At 58.8% G+C, this 22345-nt stretch carries 20 protein-coding genes; 7 read left to right on the forward strand and 13 right to left on the reverse strand.

Annotation, left to right across the window (positions count from 1 at the left end):
* Positions 1-52: 52 nt before the first annotated feature.
* The gene (locus ACN0SW_RS10595) at positions 53-379 is read left to right on the forward strand and encodes a DUF1330 domain-containing protein (RefSeq protein WP_417727897.1); all 327 of its coding nucleotides are present in this window, start codon (positions 53-55) and stop codon (positions 377-379) included.
* Positions 380-442: 63 nt separating this feature from the next.
* Here the strand turns inward: ACN0SW_RS10595 and ACN0SW_RS10600 are convergent, their stop codons facing one another.
* From ACN0SW_RS10600 to ACN0SW_RS10635, 8 genes are all read right to left on the reverse strand, one after another.
* Positions 443-2014, reverse strand: a complete 1572-nt coding sequence (locus tag ACN0SW_RS10600) for a GMC family oxidoreductase (protein WP_417727898.1) — start codon at positions 2012-2014, stop codon at positions 443-445.
* 29 nt (positions 2015-2043) lie between these two features.
* Positions 2044-2568 (reverse strand): Twin-arginine translocation pathway signal, encoded by a 525-nt coding sequence (locus ACN0SW_RS10605; protein ID WP_417727899.1) that lies wholly within the window; start codon positions 2566-2568, stop codon positions 2044-2046.
* A 57-nt stretch (positions 2569-2625) separates the two neighbouring features.
* Complete coding sequence (locus tag ACN0SW_RS10610; RefSeq protein ID WP_417727900.1) at positions 2626-3021, reverse strand: VOC family protein; 396 nt, start codon at positions 3019-3021, stop codon at positions 2626-2628.
* Between the two features lie 89 nt (positions 3022-3110).
* Positions 3111-3404, reverse strand: coding sequence for a ribbon-helix-helix domain-containing protein (locus ACN0SW_RS10615; RefSeq protein ID WP_417727901.1), 294 nt, complete (start codon positions 3402-3404; stop codon positions 3111-3113).
* Positions 3405-3687: 283 nt separating this feature from the next.
* Entirely contained in the window at positions 3688-4077 is a 390-nt protein-coding gene (locus ACN0SW_RS10620; protein ID WP_417727902.1) for an MAPEG family protein, read from the reverse strand.
* 16 nt (positions 4078-4093) lie between these two features.
* Entirely contained in the window at positions 4094-4894 is an 801-nt protein-coding gene (locus ACN0SW_RS10625; RefSeq protein WP_417727903.1) for a phosphodiesterase, read from the reverse strand.
* Positions 4895-5060: 166 nt separating this feature from the next.
* A complete protein-coding gene (gene pyc / locus ACN0SW_RS10630; RefSeq protein ID WP_417727904.1) occupies positions 5061-8501 on the reverse strand; it encodes a pyruvate carboxylase in 3441 nt (1146 codons plus the stop codon).
* A gap of 154 nt (positions 8502-8655) precedes the next feature.
* A complete protein-coding gene (locus ACN0SW_RS10635; RefSeq protein ID WP_417727905.1) occupies positions 8656-9795 on the reverse strand; it encodes an alpha-hydroxy acid oxidase in 1140 nt (379 codons plus the stop codon).
* 109 nt (positions 9796-9904) lie between these two features.
* Here ACN0SW_RS10635 and ACN0SW_RS10640 point away from each other — a divergent pair, with 109 nt between their 5' ends.
* Complete coding sequence (locus ACN0SW_RS10640) at positions 9905-12244, forward strand: ATP-dependent helicase (RefSeq protein WP_417727906.1); 2340 nt, start codon at positions 9905-9907, stop codon at positions 12242-12244.
* A 119-nt stretch (positions 12245-12363) separates the two neighbouring features.
* Here the strand turns inward: ACN0SW_RS10640 and ACN0SW_RS10645 are convergent, their stop codons facing one another.
* From ACN0SW_RS10645 to ACN0SW_RS10665, 5 genes are read right to left on the reverse strand one after another with little or no spacing between them, the layout of a single operon-like run.
* A complete protein-coding gene (locus ACN0SW_RS10645) occupies positions 12364-13506 on the reverse strand; it encodes a saccharopine dehydrogenase family protein (RefSeq protein WP_417727907.1) in 1143 nt (380 codons plus the stop codon).
* A gap of 13 nt (positions 13507-13519) precedes the next feature.
* Entirely contained in the window at positions 13520-13768 is a 249-nt protein-coding gene (locus tag ACN0SW_RS10650; RefSeq protein ID WP_417727908.1) for a SemiSWEET family sugar transporter, read from the reverse strand.
* Positions 13769-14824: a saccharopine dehydrogenase gene (locus tag ACN0SW_RS10655; protein WP_417727909.1), complete on the reverse strand. Its 1056-nt coding sequence runs from the start codon at positions 14822-14824 to the stop codon at positions 13769-13771. It lies immediately after the preceding gene.
* 9 nt (positions 14825-14833) lie between these two features.
* Positions 14834-15448 (reverse strand): glutathione S-transferase family protein, encoded by a 615-nt coding sequence (locus ACN0SW_RS10660; protein ID WP_417727910.1) that lies wholly within the window; start codon positions 15446-15448, stop codon positions 14834-14836.
* An 18-nt stretch (positions 15449-15466) separates the two neighbouring features.
* Complete coding sequence (locus ACN0SW_RS10665) at positions 15467-16117, reverse strand: histidine phosphatase family protein (protein ID WP_417727911.1); 651 nt, start codon at positions 16115-16117, stop codon at positions 15467-15469.
* 257 nt (positions 16118-16374) lie between these two features.
* Between ACN0SW_RS10665 and fdhF the strand changes: the two genes are divergently transcribed.
* The 5 genes from fdhF (at position 16375) to ACN0SW_RS10690 (ending at position 22312) form a co-directional block, all read left to right on the forward strand.
* The gene (gene fdhF / locus ACN0SW_RS10670; RefSeq protein ID WP_417727912.1) at positions 16375-19149 is read left to right on the forward strand and encodes a formate dehydrogenase subunit alpha; all 2775 of its coding nucleotides are present in this window, start codon (positions 16375-16377) and stop codon (positions 19147-19149) included.
* Between the two features lie 100 nt (positions 19150-19249).
* On the forward strand, positions 19250-20299 hold the full coding sequence (locus tag ACN0SW_RS10675) for a cobalt-precorrin-5B (C(1))-methyltransferase (protein WP_417727913.1): 1050 nt from the start codon (positions 19250-19252) through the stop codon (positions 20297-20299).
* On the forward strand, positions 20296-21024 hold the full coding sequence (locus tag ACN0SW_RS10680) for a cobalt-precorrin-6A reductase (RefSeq protein WP_417727914.1): 729 nt from the start codon (positions 20296-20298) through the stop codon (positions 21022-21024). The genes ACN0SW_RS10675 and ACN0SW_RS10680 overlap by 4 nt, the downstream gene beginning before the upstream one ends.
* Positions 21021-21650 carry a DNA-3-methyladenine glycosylase family protein gene (locus ACN0SW_RS10685; protein ID WP_417727915.1) on the forward strand — a complete coding sequence of 210 codons (630 nt, stop codon included), beginning with the start codon at positions 21021-21023 and terminating at the stop codon, positions 21648-21650. The genes ACN0SW_RS10680 and ACN0SW_RS10685 overlap by 4 nt, the downstream gene beginning before the upstream one ends.
* Positions 21647-22312 (forward strand): alpha/beta hydrolase, encoded by a 666-nt coding sequence (locus ACN0SW_RS10690; RefSeq protein ID WP_417727916.1) that lies wholly within the window; start codon positions 21647-21649, stop codon positions 22310-22312. Before ACN0SW_RS10685 ends, ACN0SW_RS10690 begins: the two co-directional genes overlap by 4 nt.
* Positions 22313-22345: the final 33 nt, after the last annotated feature.

Below are 22345 nucleotides of genomic sequence, written 5' to 3' on the forward strand. Positions count from 1 at the left end.
TCTGGGCGTTTGGGTCGTAGCGATAACGGCCCGCAACAGGAGGAGGAAACGCATGTCAGCCTATCTTATTGCGCAGGTAAAGATCACGGATGATGCTTGGGTGCCGGATTACGCGGCCAAGACCCATGACATTGCTGCAAAACATGGCGGTCGCTACCTGTCGCGTAGCGCCAACATCGAGACCTTGGAAGGAAGCGCACCCGATACCACATTAATTGCGTTGATCGAGTTCCCTTCTGCTGACGCTGCGCGCGCCTTTGCAAAGGATGCCGATTACGCGCCACTGGCCAAGGCGCGGCAGGCGGGCAGTGAGGGGCATTTTTGGGTTATAGACGATACCGACGCCGCCGGATCGATTCCGTATCTGCCCAAGGGATAGGGCCCATATCCCCCGGCACCTCGGGGAGAGTGTGAGGCGCCGGGGGAGGGACGGGGCAACTGATCAGAGGTTGCCGCGTGAGAGTTCTCCTGCGATATGATCAGCCTGCCGGATGGCAAGGGCCACGATGGTCAAGGTTGGATTTTCCGCAGCCCCGGTTGTGAACTGTGAGCCATCCGAGACGAAAAGATTGGGAATGTCATGCGTCTGCCCCCATTTATTGACCACCCCGTCGCGCGGATTGTCTGACATCCGGTTAGTGCCAAGGTTATGGGTTGACGGATAGGGTGGTGTCGGAAAGGTCCGTGTCGCCCCGACAGCTTCATAGACCGCTGTTCCCTGCTTGTAGGCGTGGTTGCGCATCGCGATGTCATTGGGGTGATCATCGAAATGCACATTTGCCACCGGCAGGCCGTATTGGTCTTTGACGTCATAGTTGAGGGTGACGCGATTGGTTTCCTGCGGCATATCCTCGCCCACAATCCACATGCCAGCCATGTTCTCATAGGAATCAAGCGCGGTTGTGAATTCACGCCCCCAGCCTCCGGGATCCAGGAACGCGGCCATAAAGGGCAAGCCGAGCGAGAGCGTCTCAAGTTCATAGCCCCCCACGAAGCCACGCGAAGGATCGTGCCGTGCCTCGTCCTGAATGATGCCCGCCATAGTCGTGCCGCGCCACATCTTCACGGGCTTGTCGAACACGCCATATACCGAGCCGGTCATGTGCCGCATGTAGTTTCGCCCGACCTGACCGGAAGAGTTGGCCAGCCCATCGGGGAACATTGACGAGGCTGAGTTGAGGAGAAGGCGGGGCGATTCAAACGAATTGCCTGCCACGCAAACCGCGCGCGCCTTCTGCATCTGCAAGGTGCCGCCCTCGTCAAAATACTCCACTCCGGTCACGCGGCCCTGATCGTTATGCAGGATGCGCGCGACATGCGCCTTTGAGCGTACTTCGAGATTGCCAGTCGCCTCGCCGCGCGGGATATCGGTATAGGCGGCGGACCACTTAGCGCCCCATTTACAGCCCTGAAAGCAAAAGCCCGTCTGCTGACACGCCATTCGCCCGTCATTCTCTTGACTGTTGATCGCCATGCGACCGGTATGAACTTCTTTGTAACCAAGCGCCTTTGCGCCAGCCTCGAACACCTTGTAGTTATTGGAGCCGGGCAGGCCGGGAATCCCGTTGGTGCGCGTGACGCCCAGTTTCTTTTCGGCGAGATCGTACCATGGGGCCATTTCCGCACCATCAATCGGCCAGTCAAGCAGGTTCGCGCCCTGCACCGGGCCGTAATTGGTCTTAGCCTTCCATTCATGGTCCTGAATGCGGAGCGATGCCCCGGCCCAGTGGGTTGTCGTGCCACCCACTGCCTTGACGATCCACGCGGGCAGGCCGGAAAAATCCTTGGCGACCCGCCAGTCACCCGAGGTCGTGCGCGGATCCAGCCAGGCCAATTGGCCAAAGCTTTCCCATTCGTCGTTGATGTAATCCTCGGGCAGATAGCGTCCGCCCGCCTCAAGCGCCACCACAGACACGCCGCGTTGTGCCAATTCGTTGGACAGAACACCGCCGCCTGCGCCGGTGCCGATGACGACGATCACAGAGTCGTCGTTAAAATCAAAAGGTGCAGCCATAGTTAGATTCCTCCTCAGTTGGCTATGGCTCAGAGCCAGTTGATGTCGTCAAAACCACGGTTGATATAACCGCCTTGCGAGAACGACTCGCCCTCATAGCCAAACAGCGGCCAGACCGCCTTTTGGTTATAAAGGCCGGTCACAAGCCCCCCTCGGATTTGCTGGAAAAAGGCGCTGTCTTCGATGCTGCGCAGAATGTCGACCCGGTCGCGTTCCCAACCTGCCGAGAGGTAATCGGCATAGCCCTTGCCCTGCGCCGCAGCGTTCAGGCCCGCGATGCCAGCCTCTATGGCCTCAGCCGCTTCTGGCGCATCATACCCCTTGACGGCGATGGCGTAGTATTCATCGGCCAAATGATCGTGTGGATAGATATCACGTGCCATCTGAATCAGGGTGGCCATTGTTTCAGGTCTCAGCGCTTGTGTTTCCAGCGCCCACGCCGCATCGGTGCTGGCCACAAAACCTGCGCCGACGACAAAACTTGCGCCCGCCGCGATGGAGCGCGACAGCAGTTCGCGCCGTGAAATCCCCTTTCGGGGTCTGGTCTCAGTCATTGGTTCTCCTCCCATTCAATAAAAAGGGCGCGTCCCTCCCCGGACGCGCCCATACTCTCATTTGAAACGTCCACCGCGTTCCAGAACTTCGATTTCGTAGCCATCAGGATCGGCTACGAAGAAAAACTTACCCACAAGTTTGCCATCGGGAGCGAATTCCACGATCTTTCGGGGGTTGAGACCCTCAGCCTCGAATCGCGCGTGTTCTGCAGCCAGGTCTTCGACCAGAACCGCCAGGTGCCCATAGCCATCCCCACGATCATAAGGCTCAATGCGTCCCTTGTTGATCGTTAGTTCGATCTCAAACGGGCTTTCGGAATTCGACATATAGACAAGGGTGAATTTCTCGAAATCGAGCCGGTCCGCAACGCTCAGCCCAAAGGCTTTGGTGTAGAACTCAATCGAGCGCGCCTCATCGAGAACGCGAATCATACTGTGAATGGCTTTGGCCATTATGCTCTCCGGATACTTATATTTGGTCCGGAAAAATTACCAAAGAGCGCATCGTTTGGGTAGTAAGGGGATACTACGCCGAAATTTGGCTATTCGGCTGCAATCTGCCGCGTCTCTGCCTCTAGCGGGTTTTCTCGATGCACAAGGCAGGTACAGCGCAAAAGTGAGGTGAAATTGGCAGGTTCGCCGTGCAGTTCCAAGACTTCAGCATGCAGTTTTGACACGAATCCCGGCGTGGATAGGCCCTCGCTTTCGGCTATTTCGTCGAGAATGCCCCAGAACGATTTCTCAAGACGGATGCTGGTGCTCTGGCCGTTCAGACGCATCCGGCGGGTTTCGAGCGTGTAGCGATCCGGGTCCTGCCCGGCAAAAATTCGGCACATGATCTGATCCTCCCTAATCCAATGCGCGGGGCGGTCCCGCGCGCTGGATCTCAGTACACTTCAGGATGATGACCGATTTTCTCCAGCGGGGGAAGCCTTCTGCCGCAGCAAATGTGTCTGACGGCCTGACAATCCACCTGATGGAAAACAGCGGTGCGGCCCAAGAAAGCGAACGGGATGACATTGTATCAGGCTGCAACAAAATTTCTAACACAATGACCGCTGGAAATACGACCAAGATTGCTGGACCGGACGGCAGCGAGAGCAGTAGAAATCTTTTGGATCAGATGAGTGCATGGCCAATATTGGCCAGCGCGGCAAAAATCAGCACGGCAAAGGTCAGAACCATCCCGCCTCTACGCAAGAGCATGATTTCTGGTGTGCGACCAAAGCCTACGGCGTGCAGTACCCGGCCGGACAAGAGCATCAATCCCAGTAAATGCATTACCCAACCCGGGGCTCCCTGAAGCTCTGCCGAGGCGAGCAAGATTAGGCCGAGCGGCGCATATTCCGCGCAGTTTGCCTGCACCCGTATGCGGCGGATTAGTAGCTTCTCGCCGCCATCACCCAAGGCGACATTTGTTTTGAAACGCGCGGCGATCACTTGAACGCTGAGGATGACAAAAAGTAACCCGATCAGGCCAGCGTAAAGCGGGGTAATATCAAGGGACATGCAGGATGCTTTCAGTTCAGGTGTAAGCTGCGGATGGGTTTGGGGGCAGGGTGAAGTCTTCTGTATGCACGATTACGCCCTCATCTGTCAGTAACAAGATTCCATAGGCGCCCGGTTCGTCAATCGACAGGCTTGTGTCCTGATACCCGAGCGCCATGGGCATCTGATGACAGGGACTCTTGAGGATGGCCACGGGAATGCCTCCGGCTGATCCTAGGACCGTGCGGTGGATATGGCCCGAAACGATCTGAACCACGTTGCCTTGGGCAGCGAGGCGCGCAATCAGGTCGGACCGGTTTTTGAGTCCGATCAAGTCCATGCCCTTGAAACCGGTCTCGATGGGCGGGTGATGTGTGAAAACGATTACGCGCCGCTCTCCTGCCTCGTCGAGCGCTTGGTCTAACCACGTCAGACGGGCAGGGCAGAGAAACCCAGAATGGGTATCCTCAGCCTCTTCGTCGAGTGTGTCGAGAAAAATCAGGCGATGTGCTCCGATATCAAACTGGTGTTGGATATGCCCGGTCTCCATCTGCGCCACATCAGGAAAGGCGGCAAGAAACGGGGCGCGCCGGTCGTGATTGCCCAACATCAGGCTGACCGGCAGGGGACAGGTTTCAAGCGCTTGATTCAGGCGGGCATATTCGGCTGGTGCAGCATTATGGCTGAGATCTCCACATAGTACGATGCGCGCAGCATCAGGATGCTTTTCGAGCGCATGCGCAAGGCCTCTGGTAAACCGCTCAAATGGATCGAGACCGATGATGGTCCCGCCCTCGGGTAAGAGGTGAATATCCGTGAAGACTAGAATTTTTTGCATGACACAGCCTGACCAAGTTGACGCGAACGAACCATTGCCGAATTCGTCCGATCAGAAAAGCCATTCCTATGCCGGTCGCAAAAACGTCATCCTCCTGCGGGACAAGTCGATGACTTGCGTTGGTGCGTCCACTCCCCCGGAACATGCCCGGGGGAGTGGTATGTAATTATTCCAATTCCACCAGAAGATCTTTGGCGTCGATCTGGCTGCCGGGCTGAACATGGACCGCTTTGACTGTGGCGTCGCGCTCTGCATGCAGGCCGGTTTCCATCTTCATCGCCTCGATGGTCAACAAGAGATCTCCGGTCTTGATCTTTTGCCCCGCTTTGACCGCGACCGTCGCCACGGCACCGGGCATTGGCGCGCCAATATGGTTTGTATTGCCCAACTCGGCCTTGGGGCGGGCAGCTACCTTGTCCTTGATCCGGCGGTCGGGGACACGGACGGTGCGCGGCTGACCATTGAGTTCAAAGAACACCCGTGCCTCGCCATCCTCTTGGGTCTCGCTCACCGCCACCAGCCGAATTTCCAGCGTCTTGCCGGGATCAATCTCGGCGGTGATCTCTTCGCCGGTTTCCATCCCGTAAAAGAAGGTGCGGGTGGGCAAGGTGCGCACCGGACCATGCACCGCGTGCCGCTCCATGTAGTCAGCAAAGACCTTGGGATACATCAGGCACCCCATCAGGTCCTCATTGTCGATGGTCTTGCCAAAGCGTTCCTGCAACTCGGCACGGCGCGCTTCGAGATCCTCGGGCGGTAGCAGCGTGCCCGGGCGGACCGTGATGGGCATTTCACCCTTAAGCACCTTTTTTACAATCGCCGGCGGAAACCCGCCCGGAGCCTGCCCGACATAGCCCTTCATCAAGGTCACGACGCTGTCCGGAAAGCTGACCTCTGTTTCGGGGTTGAGCACATCCTCGCAGGTCAGACCCTGACTGACCATCATCAGCGCCAAATCACCTACGGTTTTGGCAATCGGTGTCACCTTGATCACATCGCCAAACATCTGGTTCACATCTGCATAGGTGCGCGCGATGTCGTGCCAGCGGTCCTCCATCCCCATCGAGCGCGCCTGAGCTTTGAGGTTGGTGAACTGCCCGCCGGGCATCTCGTGCAGATAGACCTCTGAGGTGGGTGACTGCATGCCACTTTCAAAAGCAGCGTAATGGTTGCGCACCGATTCCCAATAGTTGGAAACCTGTCTGATCGCGGCAATGTCCAGCCCGGTGTCACGCGGTGTATGGCGCAGCGCTTCGACAATTGTACCAAGCGTCGCCTGAGAAGTATTGCCCGAGAGCGCGTCCATGGCGCAATCGACCGCATCCACCCCGGCCTCAGAGGCGGCAAGGATCGTGGCCCCTGCAATACCCGCCGTGTCATGGGTGTGGAAATGCAGCGGTAGCCCCACCTCGTCCTTGAGCGCCTTGAAAAGCACGCTCGCCGTGGCCGGTTTCATCAAGCCGCCCATATCCTTGATACAGAGGACATGCGTGCCTGCTGCCTTCAATTCCTTGGCCATTGAGAGGTAGTACTTCAGGTCGTATTTGGAGCGTGCCGGATCCAGCATATCGCCGGTGTAGCAGATTGCCGCCTCTAGAATCTTGCCCGACTCGAGCACGGCATCCATCGAGACACGCATGTTTTCGGCCCAGTTCAGCGGGTCGAACACGCGGAAGAGATCAACGCCGCTCTCGGCGGCCTGTTCAACAAAGGCCGCAACGACATTGTCGGGGTAGTTGGTATAACCCACCCCGTTCGACCCGCGCAGCAGCATTTGCGTCAACAGGTTAGGCATGGCCGCACGGATATCGCGCAAGCGTTGCCAAGGGCATTCGTCAAGGAACCGGTATGCCACATCAAAGGTCGCACCGCCCCAGCATTCGACGGAAAAAAGACCGTGCAGATCATGGGCGTAGTTTGGTGCGATGCCGATCATATCGACGGACCGCATGCGCGTGGCCAAGAGCGACTGATGGCTATCGCGCATGGTGGTATCTGTGATCAGCAATTGCTTTTGTGCCGCCATCCAATCGGCCACAGCCTGAGGCCCCTTGCGGTCAAGGATCTGTTTGGCCCCATCGGGGATTTCAGCATTGGTGGGACGGGGCGCGCGCGGCAGTTTCACGTCGGCCGGGGGGCGGGCACGCCCCTCGACCTCGGGATGCCCGTTCACTGTGATGTCGGCGATATAGCTCAGAACGCGGGTGCCGCGGTCCCGGCGTTTGGCGAACTTAAAGAGCTCCGGCGTCGTGTCGATGAACTTGGTCGTATAAGTATTGTTCAGAAACGTCGGATGCTTGAGCAGATTTTCGACAAAAGCGATATTCGTGCTCACTCCGCGAATGCGGAACTCGCGCAGCGCACGGTCCATCCGGGCAATCGCCTGCTCGGGCGTGGGGGCCCAAGCCGTGACCTTGGTCAAGAGGCTGTCGTAGTAGCGCGTGATCACGCCGCCCGCATAGGCGGTGCCGCCATCAAGACGGATGCCCATGCCGGTGGCAGAGCGATAGGCGGTGATCCGGCCATAATCCGGAATGAAGTTGTTGAGCGGGTCTTCGGTCGTGATCCGCGTCTGGAGTGCGTGGCCATGCAGAGTGATGTCATATTGGCTGGCCTTGCCGGTGGCCTCCATCAGACTCTTGCCTTCGGCGATCTTGATCTGGGCTTGCACGATATCGATACCGGTCACGGCCTCGGTCACGGTATGCTCAACCTGCACGCGCGGATTGACCTCGATGAAGTAGAATTTGCCGGTGTCCATATCCATCAGGAATTCGACCGTGCCTGCACATTCGTAATTCACGTGCTTGCAGATCTTGTAGCCCAGCTGGCAGATTTCTTCGCGCTGAGTTTGTGACAGGTAAGGGGCCGGGGCGCGCTCCACCACTTTTTGATTGCGGCGCTGCACCGAGCAATCCCGCTCAAAGAGGTGGTACATGTTGCCATGTTTGTCGCCGAGGATCTGAACCTCGACATGGCGCGCGCGCAGGATCATCTTTTCCAGATAGCCTTCGCCATTGCCGAATGCCGCTTCGGCCTCGCGCCGACCTTCGCGCACCTTTTCCTCTAGCTCGCTCTCGGTCTCGATGGGGCGCATGCCGCGCCCGCCGCCACCCCAGGATGCTTTGAGCATCAGCGGATAGCCAATTTCCTTTGCCTCCTTGCGGATGGCCTTCATGTCGTCGCCCAAAACTTCGGTGGCGGGAATGACCGGCACGCCCGCTTCAATGGCAACGCGCCGCGCGCTCGCCTTGTCTCCTAGCGCGCGCATGGTTTCCGCGCGCGGTCCGATAAAGGTAATGCCCGCCGCGTCGCAGGCATCAACAAAGGCGGGGTTCTCTGAGAGCAGACCGTAACCGGGATGGATCGCATCCGCGCCCGAGAGTTTGGCCACGCGGATGATCTCTTCAATCGACAGATAGGCTTGGACCGGTCCCATGCCTTCACCGATGCGATAGGCCTCGTCCGCCTTGAACCGGTGCAACCCAAGCTTGTCTTCTTCGGCAAAGACCGCAACGGTCTTTTTACCCATCTCATTGGCCGCTCGCATGATGCGGATGGCAATCTCGCCCCGGTTGGCAATGAGAATTTTCTTGAAGTCGACCATGCTTGTCCCCCCGGTTGATCTGTTCTGGCGGCGCGGCATTTTCATGCCGCATTGCAGCGCTGCATCCTTGTAGGATTTGTGAAAGGTTTGTGCAATCCGGCAAACTGGGTATTCGCCGGTAAGGGAAATTTCCTGTCCCGACGGGTGGGCGGCCCTACCCGTTAGAGATCACTCTGGACCGCGCGTCCTTTAGCGTGTGCGTGCCCAACTGGCCCATATTGGCGCGCAGATCTTCGGCCAGAATATCCGCGAGATGCTCCGGACCACTCTCTCCTAGCGCGCCAAGCGCATAGTGCCAGCCTCGCCCCATCATCACGAAATCCGCTCCTAGAGCGATGGCGCGCAGCACATCCAATCCGCCTTCGATGCCGCCATCCATGATGACGGGTAGGGTGGTTGCAGCACGCACCGGAGGCAGCACCTCAATGGTGGCGGGGGCGGCATCGAACTGACGGCCCGCGTGGTTCGAAATCCAGATCGCGTCTACGCCCTCTTTCTCCAGCGCTGCGGCATCGTCGGCGCGCAGCACGCCCTTGACCACCAATGGACCGTTCCACGCGTCGCGCAGCCAACGCAAATAATCCCAGTCAGGCGAGGTGCGGAGCAAATAGCCTGCGTGTTTGTTCGAGGGTAAACCCTTGGTTTGCCCGGCGTAATCGTCGATCAGGCGCATACGCGGCATTCCCAAGCGCATCGTTCCAAGTGCCCATGCGGGGCAGCGTGCCACTTGTGCCATCAGGCGCGGTGTTAGTTTGGGCGGCTGCGTCAGACCAGAGCGCACCTGCCGTTCCCGACGGCTGCCCACGGGCACATCCACGGTCAGCACCAGCACCGAGAACCCGGCGTTGCGGGCGCGTTTCAACATGTCCGTGCGAATGTCTGTATCGCGAGGGGGATACATCTGGAACCAGCCATTACCGTTCAGATGCGGAGCTAAGTGCTCAGGCTTTTGGCTGGCCACCGTCGAAAGCCCGTATGGAATTCCAATCTTTGTGGCGGCGCGCGCCAAAAGACGCTCGGCATCGGGCCAAATCAGGCCGGACATGCCAACGGGGGCAATGCCCACAGGTAATGCGTGGGTCTGACCAAAAAGCAACGCGGAAACGTCTGGCGTGAACTCACCATGCAGGATCGAAGGGCTGAGCCGTACCTGATCGAGCATTATCCGATTGCGTGCCTTGGTCGCCTCGGTTCCTGTGGCGCTATCTAGGTATTCCCAGACAAAATGCGGAATGCGCCGGGCCGCTTGGGCACGCAAATCAGATAGGGCGGGGTATCGTGAATGTAGGTTCATGACGCGCATTTGCGCGGGTTTTCAGAGGCTTGTCCAGAGGACAGTTTTGAGTGGAACAATCCCCGAACATCTCTTTATCTCCGGCTGCCCCCGCGCTATTGTCTGAAGCATGAATAGATTTGACGAATCCGACGCCTTTGAGGGTGCTAGCCTGTCCGCGCGCGCTATGGCAGCCCGCCCAATGCCCTATCTTGAGGGTCTCAATCCCGAGCAACGGCGTGCAGTCGAGACCTTGGACGGCCCTGTCCTGATGCTTGCGGGCGCAGGCACGGGCAAGACCAAGGCCCTGACCTCGCGGATCGTGCATCTTTTGAACACAGGGCGCGCCCGCCCAAACGAGATTCTTGCGGTGACTTTTACCAATAAGGCTGCTCGCGAAATGAAATTGCGTGTTGGGCACCTTCTGGGTCAACCTGCCGAAGGCATGCCGTGGCTTGGCACATTTCATTCGATTTGCGTCAAACTCTTACGGCGGCATGCGGAACTGGTGGATCTCAAATCGAATTTCACGATTCTCGATACTGACGACCAGTTGCGGCTTCTGAAGCAATTGGTGCAGGCGGCGGGGATCGACGACAAACGCTGGCCAGCCCGGATGCTGGCCGGGATCATCGATCAATGGAAAAACCGCGCCTGGACACCCGACAACCTGCCCGCCTCTGAAGGCAGCGCCTATGACGGCAAGGGGCCCGCTCTATACCGTCAATATCAGACACGCCTGCGCGAGCTGAACGCGGTCGATTTTGGCGATCTGCTGTTGCATGTGGTGACAATCTTTCAACGGCATGAGGATATTCTGGCGCAGTATCAACGCTGGTTTCGCTACATTCTCGTGGACGAGTATCAAGATACCAACGTCGCACAGTATCTCTGGCTGCGCCTGCTGGCGGGGGGGCACAAGAATATCTGCTGCGTAGGCGATGACGACCAGTCGATCTATGGCTGGCGCGGGGCCGAAGTGGGCAATATCCTGCGGTTCGAGGCGGATTTTCCCGGCGCGGCCGTGATCCGACTGGAGCAAAACTACCGCTCGACCCCGCATATCCTTGCCGCCGCTTCGGGCGTGATTGCCGCCAATACGGGACGGCTCGGCAAGGAACTTTGGACCGACGCCAAAGAGGGGCATAAAGTCAAACTCATCGGTCATTGGGATGGCGAGGAAGAGGCTCGCTGGATCGGTGAGGAAATCGAGAGCCTGCAGCGTGGCACTCGGGGCATACGGCCCTTTTCTCTCGATAACATGGCCATTCTCGTGCGTGCCAGCCACCAGATGCGCGCCTTCGAGGACCGGTTCCTGACGATCGGTTTGCCCTACCGGGTGATTGGCGGACCTCGGTTCTATGAGCGGCTCGAAATTCGCGATGCGATGGCCTATTTCCGTCTGGTCACCTCGCCTGCTGATGATCTGGCCTTTGAGCGGATCGTCAATACCCCCAAACGCGGACTTGGTGACAAGGCGCAGCAGAAAATTCAGGTGACAGCGCGCCAGCATGGTGTGTCGCTGGTCGAGGGGGCACGGATATTGCTGGATGACAAGGGGATCACCGGCAAGGGCGCGTCAGAGTTGCGTCGCTTGATTGATGGCCTTGCCCGCTGGGGGCGGATGGTGGGGGCTGCTGATGTCAGCCACGTCGAATTGGCCGAAATTATCCTCGACGAGAGCGGTTACACTGGGATGTGGCAGGCGGACAAGACACCCGAAGCGCCGGGGCGGCTGGAAAACCTCAAGGAATTGGTCAAAGCGCTGGAGCAATTTGAGAACCTGCAAGGGTTTTTGGAACACGTCAGTCTGATCATGGACAACGAGGCTGGAGAGGGGGGGGAGAAGGTCACGCTGATGACCCTGCACGCCGCCAAGGGACTGGAGTTTCCTGCCGTATTCCTTCCGGGATGGGAGGATGGGCTGTTCCCCTCTCAGCGCTCGATGGATGAAAGCGGGCAGCGCGGACTCGAGGAAGAGCGTCGGCTGGCCTATGTCGGCATCACCCGCGCAGAAGAGGTTTGCACCATCTCCTTTGCGGGCAATCGCCGCGTTTATGGTCAGTGGCAGTCACAGATGCCGTCGCGATTTATCGATGAATTACCTGAGGCCCATGTCGAGGTGCTGACCCCTCCGGGTCTCTATGGCGGGGCCTATGGGGCGGCGGCCAGCAGCGGGATCGAGAGCCGGGCCGCCGAGGCGAATGTCTATAACAGCCCTGGCTGGCGCCGGCTTCAGGCGCGAGGGGGTGAGCGTCCGATGGCGCAACCGCGTGAGGTCCGCCACAGTGTGATCGATGCGGAAGCCGTGAGCGTACATATGATGGGCGAGCGCGTGTTTCACCAAAAATTTGGCTATGGCACGATCACCGGAATAGAAGGTGACAAACTTGAGATCGCCTTTGACAAGGCGGGCACCAAGAAAGTAGTGGCGCGGTTCATCAGTGGGGCAGACGACGTGCCGTTCTGACGGGCTTTGCAATGGGTTTGAACAGTTGAACCAAGAAGAACGATCCATGTTGCCGTTCTTCTTGGCCAAAATACTCAAAAATTTGTGGCCCTAAAAGCCGCGTCAACAGGCCTGCGAACTCATGCGAGGTGATCGACGATCTCCAGATGTTGCGCGAGACGGTCTACTTCTGCAAGGTAGCGTGTGACCAGCTTGGGATCATGCGGGGCCGGGCTTACACCTGCCGCGATTTCTTGGTTGAGCACTGATTCTACCGCAAGAGACACGGGCACCGAAACCAGTCGTGCCATCGCCGTGCCACGTGAATCGCCCCAGGCATCCATCACATAGGTCTTATGCCAGACGGCCTTGCCATCCTGCTCCGCTCGAAGATCCACGCAGAGCACGACGCGGTCCGGATCGTCTGTCTCATAGGCATGCTCGGACCAGAATTGATCCGACATTTCCTTGAGCCGTGCGTCTCCCTCAGTGCCCGTGAGCGTCTCGATCTCGGTAAAGACATCCTCCCAAGCCTCGGACCAACCGTTGAGCCGCAATGTGCCGCGCACGAAATCCTTGATCCGCCATGCTGAGTCAAACCGATAATCAACGATGAAGGGGATCGAGTCGCGGTTGGGATAAACTTCAAAAGCCTCGGGTGTTGCCAATGGCGCCGTATAGCTCGAGATCGCATCCCATGGGCGCGATACGCTCAGTTCCGAGAAATTACGGATCGAGCGGGACGGAGAGCGCAGTGCTTTAAGCACCCCCAGAGGCGACCAACTGAATTTATACCGGAAAGGGTTAGGATGTTTGGGTACACCACCACAGTAGGAGGTAAAGGACAAATCGTTGCGAGCATCATAGGCAGATGAGGCGCGATACTCCGCCACCAATTGATGCGCCATCAGATGGTCAATGCCGGGATCAAGTCCGATTTCGTTTACAATACAAAGTCCCTTCTGGCGTGCTGTCTCATCGAGCGCACGCATCTCGGGAGCAATGTAAGAAGACGAAACGAAATGCGCACCTTTCTCGAGGCACAGTTCCGCGAGCGGCACATGCCAGTCGCCGGGCAGCATCGAGACAACCACGTCGCCGGGTTGCAGGACCGCCGCCAGCGCGGTCTTGTCGAAGGCGCGGATATTGTCCGTGAGGTCGCCGACCGCCGCCCGCGCCTTGTCGGTCGAGCGGTTCCAGACGGTTACCTCGTGCCCCGCCTCGATCAGCCGCCGCAGGCCAGGTATGGCCGAAAGGCCGGTACCGCACCAATGAATTGTCATAGTATTCTCTCCTTCATTTATAACGCAACTTTGCCGCAACGATGCTCAGCATCGCCACGACGGCGCAGATATTTGCCAGAATAAGGGGCCAATCTCCGATCAATAGGCCATAGGCTAGCCACAGCGAGACCGTCGTTAAAAACATGAGATTTGAGGGCAGCGACAGGCCCGAGGTGTCACGTGTCGACCATGCTTTCCAAGCCTGGGGTATCCAGCAGATCGTGCCTAGAAAGGCGGCCAGATATCCCACATAGGGCACCATTCAGATATCTTTCAAATGGGTGTGAAAGGTCTCTGATGCGCGTCCCCAAACGCCTGCATCCAATGTGTCGAGCGTCAGCAAGGAGGCCAGAAGCTGCCCTGCATAATCCTGTGAGGATTCCACCGGCAAGAGCGACGGCAAGTTGTCAATCGCCATAACGTCGAGCGGTGGGGCATCATGGACGCGCAGCACGGGTGCGGTCCATGTGGTGGCTGCGTCATAGACCGGCACCGGGTTGTAATCGCTGTCGGGGTCACAGGCCACATCACCGATCACCGTCAATCGGCGGGATTGCGTCAGGGCCGATTTTGGCACGAAAACCGGCGTGCCAGGGCGGGCAAAGATGCAGTTGAGGAAAATGTCGTGGTCGAGGATTTCGGGGAAGGGGCCGCCCGAAGCGGTCTCGGCCATATCCCAGCGGGTGACGGCGACGCCCACCGCCTCGCAGAGATCCGAAGCACCAGTGCCCACGCGCCCCAACGCCCCGATGACAATGGCGCGGGGCCGGTCCGTGCCGGTGGCATCAAGCTGTGCGCCGAGTGCAGTGAGCAGCGCGTCACGGCCCGGATAGGTGTCGACGGGCGGACAAATACCGCCCCCCTTTTGCGCGGCCCAAGCCATAAGCGACACGGCAGCCCCGGCATAGCCCGCCCAATAGCCAAAGGCGGCCACCCGGCGACCCGTCTCATCCACCAGATATTCAAGGTCATAGAGCGTGCCCCCCCCTGCCTTGAACCGTTGCAAAAGCCGTTGCCCCGCATGTTGGCCCTTAAAGGCGTGGCCAAACATGATGTGGCGATGTGTCAAAGGACTCCCATCCTCTGGCAGTTCCTTGAGGCCAAAGACGATCGCGTCCGATGGCGCGGAAGGCCATGAATTCTCGGGCGCGATCTCGCAACCTGCGTCGCGGTATCCGTCGATCGGGATGGCGCGGTTGTGGCTGTGCTCTACTGTCACGCGAATGCCCTTGGCGATGAGTTGTGCCGCGCCCTCTGGTGTCAGCCCAACACGTTCCTCGTTTGGCCGTTGCTCGGCCCGGACCCAAAGATGTGTCATATTATGCCCTCAGATCATGTTATCTGCGATGACCCGTGCCACCGAGGCGCGCGCGCGCATTGCTTGCATAAAGGCGTCAATCTTTGGGAAAGCCGACACCTGAACCCCATCTGCCTCAAGCCAGCTACACGCAACAAAGAGATACGCATCGGCCAGTGAAACCGTGTCGCCCAGAACGAAGGGTCCGGTCAGGACATGGTTTTCCACATAGGTGGCGCTGTCGGTCATGGTCTGAACCGATTTGGCTTTCATGTCATTAAACGAGCTTTGCTGATCGGCCCAACGATGACCACGCAACTTATGGGCGTGGTTCACATGCATGGTGGAGGCAATGTAATACATCGCCTCGCGCATCTTGGCCGCCAGAACAGGGTCAGACGGGCGTAAGCCAGCTTCGGGAGCGATATCAGCGATGTAATCCAAAAGCGCTCCGGTTTCCGTCAGAATGCCCTGTTCCGTGACGAGTGCTGGCACGCGCCCCTTGGGATTGATCGCCAGATAGTCGGCCCCTGATTGTTCTCCGGCCCGGAAATCAAGGCGTATTGGTTCGAACGTCAGGTCCGCCTCGTGCAATGCGATGGCCACCGCAATCGAAATGGTGCCTTTGGCAAAGTAGAGTTTCATGTGCATGTCCTTTTGAATTCAGATGAAGGTGCGGGCGTGCGCCCTATCAGGGGCGTCTAGATGCGGTGTGGCATTGAACGTGCCCACCATCAGCATATCGTGGACATGTTCCAGCCTGTGCAGGGAACTGTTCATAACCTGCAACATGACTTTGGCCATGCCCGGAATGTCGAGCCCGAGCGCCTGTCGCATGACTGTGCCGATCACACCGCCGGAGGTCACAATCAGGATGCGGCCATTGCGTTGGCAGATTTCGTCAAGCAGACCCGTGATCCGCATTGTGAAATGCTCAAAGGTTTCAGGTACATCCGCAAGATCACCACGGGCCCAGTGCTCGATCACCTGCGGCAGGTACCGGGCGAATTCTGTGGCGTCGGACGGGGCGGGTATGCCGTGCTGTGCCTCGATGGCACGCGCTAGAGCAAAATAGCTTAATTCGTCGAGACGAGGGTCTTGCTCGGCGATCTGATACCCCATGGCGCGAGCGGTGCCGATCTGGCGGTTAAGTGTGCCAGTGATCACATGGTCGAAATGCGGATTGGTTTGGGCAAGGTGCGCGCCTAGCCATTCAGCTTGCTGCACGCCAAGGTGCGAGAGGCGGTCATATTCAGCCTCATCCGTCGCATGGCTGTTGGCCTGCCCGTGCCGCACCAGAATTAGCTCAGTCAATGTCGACGTCCCCCAGAATTCCGCGCGACGTTAGCGCCGGTTGCAGCGGGGTTAAAGGTGGAACGAAAAATATTCCGTCGGCACATGTGCGCGAACTTGGCTGACGGGGGATGTATGGCTCTCGACTCAGATGTTGGTGGCCGTATCTGCTACCAGTTTGCGCAATGTGGCGCAAAAACGGGGTGAGGTGTCGGGATTGACGGTCTCGTGAATGCAACTGCATGCTTTAAAAAAACCCAAAGCAGGGAGGCACGCTAATGACCGACAAAATCAAATTCGTACTGGACGGCCGCGAAGTCGAAGCGGAGGCAGGGCAGACGATTTGGGAAGTTGCAAATGGTCGTGGCCTGAAAATCCCGCACCTGTGCCACAAGCCTGCGCCAGGATATCGCCCCGACGGCAATTGTCGCGCCTGTATGGTCGAGGTCGAGGGTGAACGGACGCTTGTGGCCTCCTGCATCCGCGAGGCCAAGTCGGGCATGGTCGTGACCACCAACTCTGCGCGCGCCTCAACGGCCCGCAAGATGGTGGTCGAGATGCTGCTCGCAGATCAGCCGGAGCGTGATGTTTCGCATGACCGGTCCAGCCACCTGTGGGATATGGCGGAAGAGAACGGTGTATCAGAGAGCCGCTTTCCCAAGGTTGAGCGTGCGCGCATTCCGCTGCTTGATGACAGCCATGTGGCGATGCGCGTCAATCTTGATGCCTGTATTTCCTGCGGGCTTTGTGTCCGGGCCTGCCGGGAAGTGCAGGTTAATGATGTGATCGGAATGGCCGGGCGCGGGCACGACGCCTACCCGGTGTTTGATTTGGCTGACCCGATGGGCGCCTCGACCTGTGTGGCCTGTGGCGAATGCGTGCAGGCCTGCCCGACCGGTGCCTTGATGCCCGCAACGGTTTTGGATGGGGCCCAACAGGGTGACAGCGCGGATTTTGACGAAGAGGTCAAGAGCATCTGTCCGTTCTGCGGTGTTGGGTGTCAGGTCTCGCTCAAGGTCAAGAATGGCAAGGTGAAGTATGTCGAGGGGATCAACGGCCCTGCCAATGAGGGGCGGCTTTGCGTGAAGGGACGGTTTGGATTTGACTATATCCACCATCCTCATCGCCTGACCAAACCGCTGATCCGTCGCGCGGATGCCCCTTCCAAGGGTCTCAATGTCGATCCTGGAAATTGGCAGGAAGTGTTCCGTGAAGCGACATGGGAGGAAGCGTTCAATCTCGCGGCGGGCGGACTCAAGACGCTCAAGGATACTCATGGTGGCACGGCGGTTGCGGGCTTTGGTAGCGCAAAATGCACCAATGAAGAGGCTTATCTGTTTCAAAAGTTCATCCGTCAGGGCTTTGGTCATAATAACGTGGATCACTGCACCCGGCTTTGCCATGCATCTTCAGTGGCGGCACTTATCGAGAATGTCGGCTCGGGAGCTGTGACGGCCACATTCAACCAGATCGAGAATGCGGATGTGGCGATAATCATCGGTGCAAACCCGCTTGAGAACCATCCGGTCGCAGCAACTTATTTTAAGCAGTTCACCAAGCGTGGTGGAAAGCTTATCGTGATGGATCCGCGTGGTCAGGGAATGAAGCGATTTGCGACGCATATGTTGCAGTTCCGTCCGGGCGCGGATGTCTCGATGCTCAATGCCATCATGCATGTGATCGTCGAAGAAGGACTCTACGACCAGCAATATATCGCGGCCTTCACCGAGAACTGGGAAGCAGAGAAACAGCATCTGTCGCAATTCTCCCCCGAGAAAATGGAAGGTGTCTGCGGCATTCCTGCCGAAACACTACGCGCCGTGGCACGCGATTTTGCGACAGCCAAGGCTGGCATGATCTTTTGGGGAATGGGCGTCAGCCAGCATATCCACGGTACAGACAATTCTCGATGCCTGATTTCTCTGGCGCTGATGTGTGGCCATGTCGGTCGTCCCGGCACCGGGCTGCACCCGCTTCGCGGGCAGAACAACGTGCAGGGGGCATCCGATGCGGGCCTCGTACCGATGTTCCTGCCCGACTATCAGACCGTGACCGACGACGGCGTGCGCCGCGCCTTTACCGAGGTCTGGCAATCGGGGGACTTCTCGAACCAGAAGGGCCTGACCGTGACCGAGATCATGGATGCGGTTCACGAGGACAAGATCAAGGGCATGTATATCCTGGGTGAGAACCCGGCGATGTCAGACCCGGATGTGGAGCACGCCCGCGATGCTCTGGCCAAGCTGGAGCATCTGGTGGTGCAGGATATTTTCATCACCGAAACGGCGAACTATGCCGATGTGATCCTGCCTGCTTCGGCGTTTTATGAAAAGTCGGGGACAGTAACCAACACCAACCGGCAGGTGCAGATGGGCCGCCCTGCTGTGACGCCTCCGGGAGAGGCGCGCGAAGACTGGGCAATCACGGTTGAATTGGCGAACCGGATTGGCCTCGATTGGAAATATGACAGCCCTGCGGATGTTTTCGCCGAGATGAAGGTCAACATGCGCTCGCTCGACAATATCACTTGGGAGCGGCTGGAGCGGGAAGGGGCCGTAACCTATCCTTGCAAATCGCCCGACCAACCGGGCGAGGCGGTGGTGTTCGGTAATGGATTCCCGCGGCCTGAGGGGCGCGCAAAGTTCACTCCGGCGTCGATCATCCCGCCCGACGATGTGCCAGATGCCGATTATCCGATGATCCTGACCACGGGACGGCAACTGGAACATTGGCACACCGGTTCGATGACCCGCCGTGCCAGCGTGCTCGACGCAGTCGAGCCAGAGGCGAATTGCTCGATTCACCCCGCAACCCTGCGCAAGCTGGGTGTGGAACCGGGTGGGATCGTGCGTCTCTCGACCAAGCGCGGCTCGATCCGGATCATGGCGCGGGCGGATCGCGCGGTGGCCCCCGATATGGTGTTTCTGCCCTTCGCCTATGTCGAGGCCGCGGCGAATATTCTCACCAACTCGGCGGTTGATCCTTATGGCAAGATCCCCGAGTTCAAGTTCTCGGCGGTCAAGGTCGAGGCGGCCAATATCGCCGCAGAGTAAATCTGATCCGGCGCGCCTCGCGAGAAATGCGGGGCGCAGGACAGCGCAAGGATTTGGTGTTTGGTCTTCGGCTCTGGTCTGCCTATAGTCGTGATCTGACATGAACCGCAAACCCGAAACCCCTTTACGCCGTGGCTGGACCACGGGCGCTTGCGCCACTGCCGCGACGCGGGCGGCGCTCTGCCTTTTGTGGGGCGAGGGGGCTGTGTCTCGTGTACGCATCAGTCTGCCGCGTGGCGAGACACCTGAGTTCGACATCGCGCATCATGCAGTGGGCGAAGGCTGGGCCGAGGCCGGGGTTATCAAGGATGCGGGCGATGACCCGGACGTGACCCATGGCGCGATGATCATCGCGCGCGTTTCGCCATCTGACGGCGGTGTCGTGTTTCGCGCGGGTGAAGGCGTGGGGCGAGTCACGATGCCGGGCCTGCCAATCCCGCCGGGGGAACCTGCCATCAACCCCGTGCCCCGCCAAATGATGGAGACTACCGTACGCGACATGGCCGAGCGCCTGTCCGAATCTCCTGACATCGAGATCACGGTATCGGTCCCCGGCGGAGCAGCGCTTGCGCAAAAGACTTGGAACCCGAGGCTGGGTATCAAGGGCGGTCTGTCTATTCTGGGAACTACAGGTATCGTGCGACCGTTTTCCTGTGCGGCATGGATCGCCTCAATCCATCGCGGTATTGACGTGGCCCGCGAGACAGGACTGATCCATGTTGCGGGCTGCACCGGTGCCACGAGTGAACGGGTGGTGCAGAAACTCTACGGGTTACCCGATCACGCTATGCTGGATATGGGGGACTTTGCAGGCGGATTGCTCAAATACCTCGCCAAACATCCGCTACCGCGACTGACTATTGGGGGCGGGATCGGTAAGATGGTCAAGTTGGCTCAGGGCGCGCGTGATCTGCATTCGGGGCGGAGTCAGGTGGATTTTGCGGCCCTTGCCGATGTGTTGGCTATGCCGGACGTGAAGGACATGAATACTGCCTTGCAAGCATATGAATTTGCGGGAAAAGATATGGCGATCTGGGTTGCGATCGAGGGTCGCGCCAAGGTGCTGGCGATGCTGCCTCAAGGGGTTGAGGTAGATACCGTGGTGATAGATCGTTCAGGCACCATCCTGGCGCGGGCGGGCAGTCAATGACGCTCCTGTTGCTTGCGGGGACGGCAGAGGCGCAGCAGGTGGCACGGATTTTGTCCATGAAGGGGCATGCGGCCATCGCGTCACTCGTTGGGGCCACGCGATCTCCACGCGCAATTGACTTGCCCACGCGGATTGGTGGCTTTGGCGGTGAGGCGGGGTTTGTCCTGTATCTCGAGTCTGCAGGGATTACGGCGGTGCTTGACGCAACCCATCCCTTTGCGGCGCGTATATCGGACCGGACAGCGCGGATATGCGCGGCAAGAGGTCTGCCATATTGCCAGATTTTGCGGCCTGAATGGTCACCAGAAGCCGATGATCGTTGGACCATGATTGCAGCAGAGGAAGAGGCAGCAGCATATATTCCTGCCGGAGCCACGGTGTTTCTTGCAACCGGGCGGCAGGGATTAGCGCGGTTTTCCAATCTGACCGGGCGGCATCTGATTTGCCGGGTGGTTGATCCTCCCGAAACAGCATTTCCGTTTGCCAACGGCAAATTCTTGGTGGGTCGTCCTCCGTTTACGCCTGAGGCAGAACGTGAATTGTTCGAGCGTCTTGGGGTGGATTGGTTGGTGGTCAAAAATGCGGGTGGTCGTGCCTCTGAAAGTAAACTCGTTGCGGCACGCGCCTGTGGTTTGCCGGTGGCCATGATCGCCCGCCCGCCGCAACCCGTCGCGCAAAGGGTTGCAACGGTTGCGGCGGCGATTGATTGGGTGCAGGGGTTATGACGGATCGGATCATAGAAACGGAGCAGGACGTGGCCGAAGGTGCCGCACATCTGGCAGCAATCTGTCCGCGCCTACGCCATGCTTATGATTTGACCGGGCCTTTGCCCCTGCGCCGTAACCCCGATGGATTCGCCAGACTTCTTGGTGCCATTGTCAGCCAACAAGTCAGCGTTGCCTCGGCCAATGCGATCTGGTCCCGGCTGGAACAGGCAGGGTTTACCGATCCGGGTGTGATTGGCGCGGTTAATGACGATGATCTGCGTGCCGTGGGTCTCAGCCGTCAAAAGGCGCGCTATGCGCGCGCACTCGCAGAGGCAGAGATTGATTATATGGCATTGCGCGCCGCCCCGACCGAGGCTGTGATCACCACCCTGACGCAGGTGCCCGGAATTGGGGTCTGGACGGCGGAAATTTATGCAATGTTCAGCCTTGGCCGGGCCGATGTTTTTGCCCCCGGCGATCTGGCCTTGCAAGAGGCGGCGCGGCTGCTTTACGAGCTTCCAGAACGGCCCAAAGAGCGGGCTTTGCGGCAGATGGCTGAAACTTGGTCGCCGTGGCGATCCGTTGCGGCACGGATGCTGTGGGCCTATTACCGGGTGGCCAAGGACAGGGAAGGGATCAGATGACACGGGTTTTGAAAACAGGCCGCAAGGAAGCTCTTTCGGGCGAAACACGCTCGGTGGTGGTGTTTCTGCACGGCTACGGGGCCAATGGCGCAGATTTGCTGGGGTTGGCAGACCCGTTGGCGGAGCATCTGCCAGATACGCTCTTTGTGGCCCCGGACGCGCCCGAGAGCATCCCCGGCATGCCCTTTGGTCTGCAATGGTTTCCGATCCCGTGGATTGACGGCTCTAGCGAAGAGGAATCGCACCGTGGGCTTGTGTCGGCTGTGGCCGATCTCAATGCTTTTCTTGATGCGCTGATGGTGGATGAGGATCTCTTGCCCGAGCAGGTGGTGCTCTTTGGCTTTTCCCAAGGCACGATGATGGCGCTGCATGTGGCCCCCCGGCGCGAAGATGCCTTGGCAGGGGTCGTTGCCTTTTCGGGGCGGCTCTTGTCGCCTGAATTGCTGGCGGATGAGACCCAGAGCCGCCCGCCAGTCCTGTTGGTGCATGGCGATGTTGACGAGGTGGTACCAGTGCAATCACTGCCACAGGCGGCCGAGGCGTTGCAGGGGGCGGGCTGGCAGGATGTCTATGCGCATATCATGAAGGGCACCGGCCACGGGATTGCACCCGATGGTCTGTCGGTGGCTCTGGCTTTCATGCGCGACAAACTGGGGCTTTGAGGCTTTCCCGTAAATCGCCTCAGGCTTGCCACA

The organism is Roseovarius sp., assembly GCF_048262375.1.
Classification (GTDB): domain Bacteria; phylum Pseudomonadota; class Alphaproteobacteria; order Rhodobacterales; family Rhodobacteraceae; genus Roseovarius.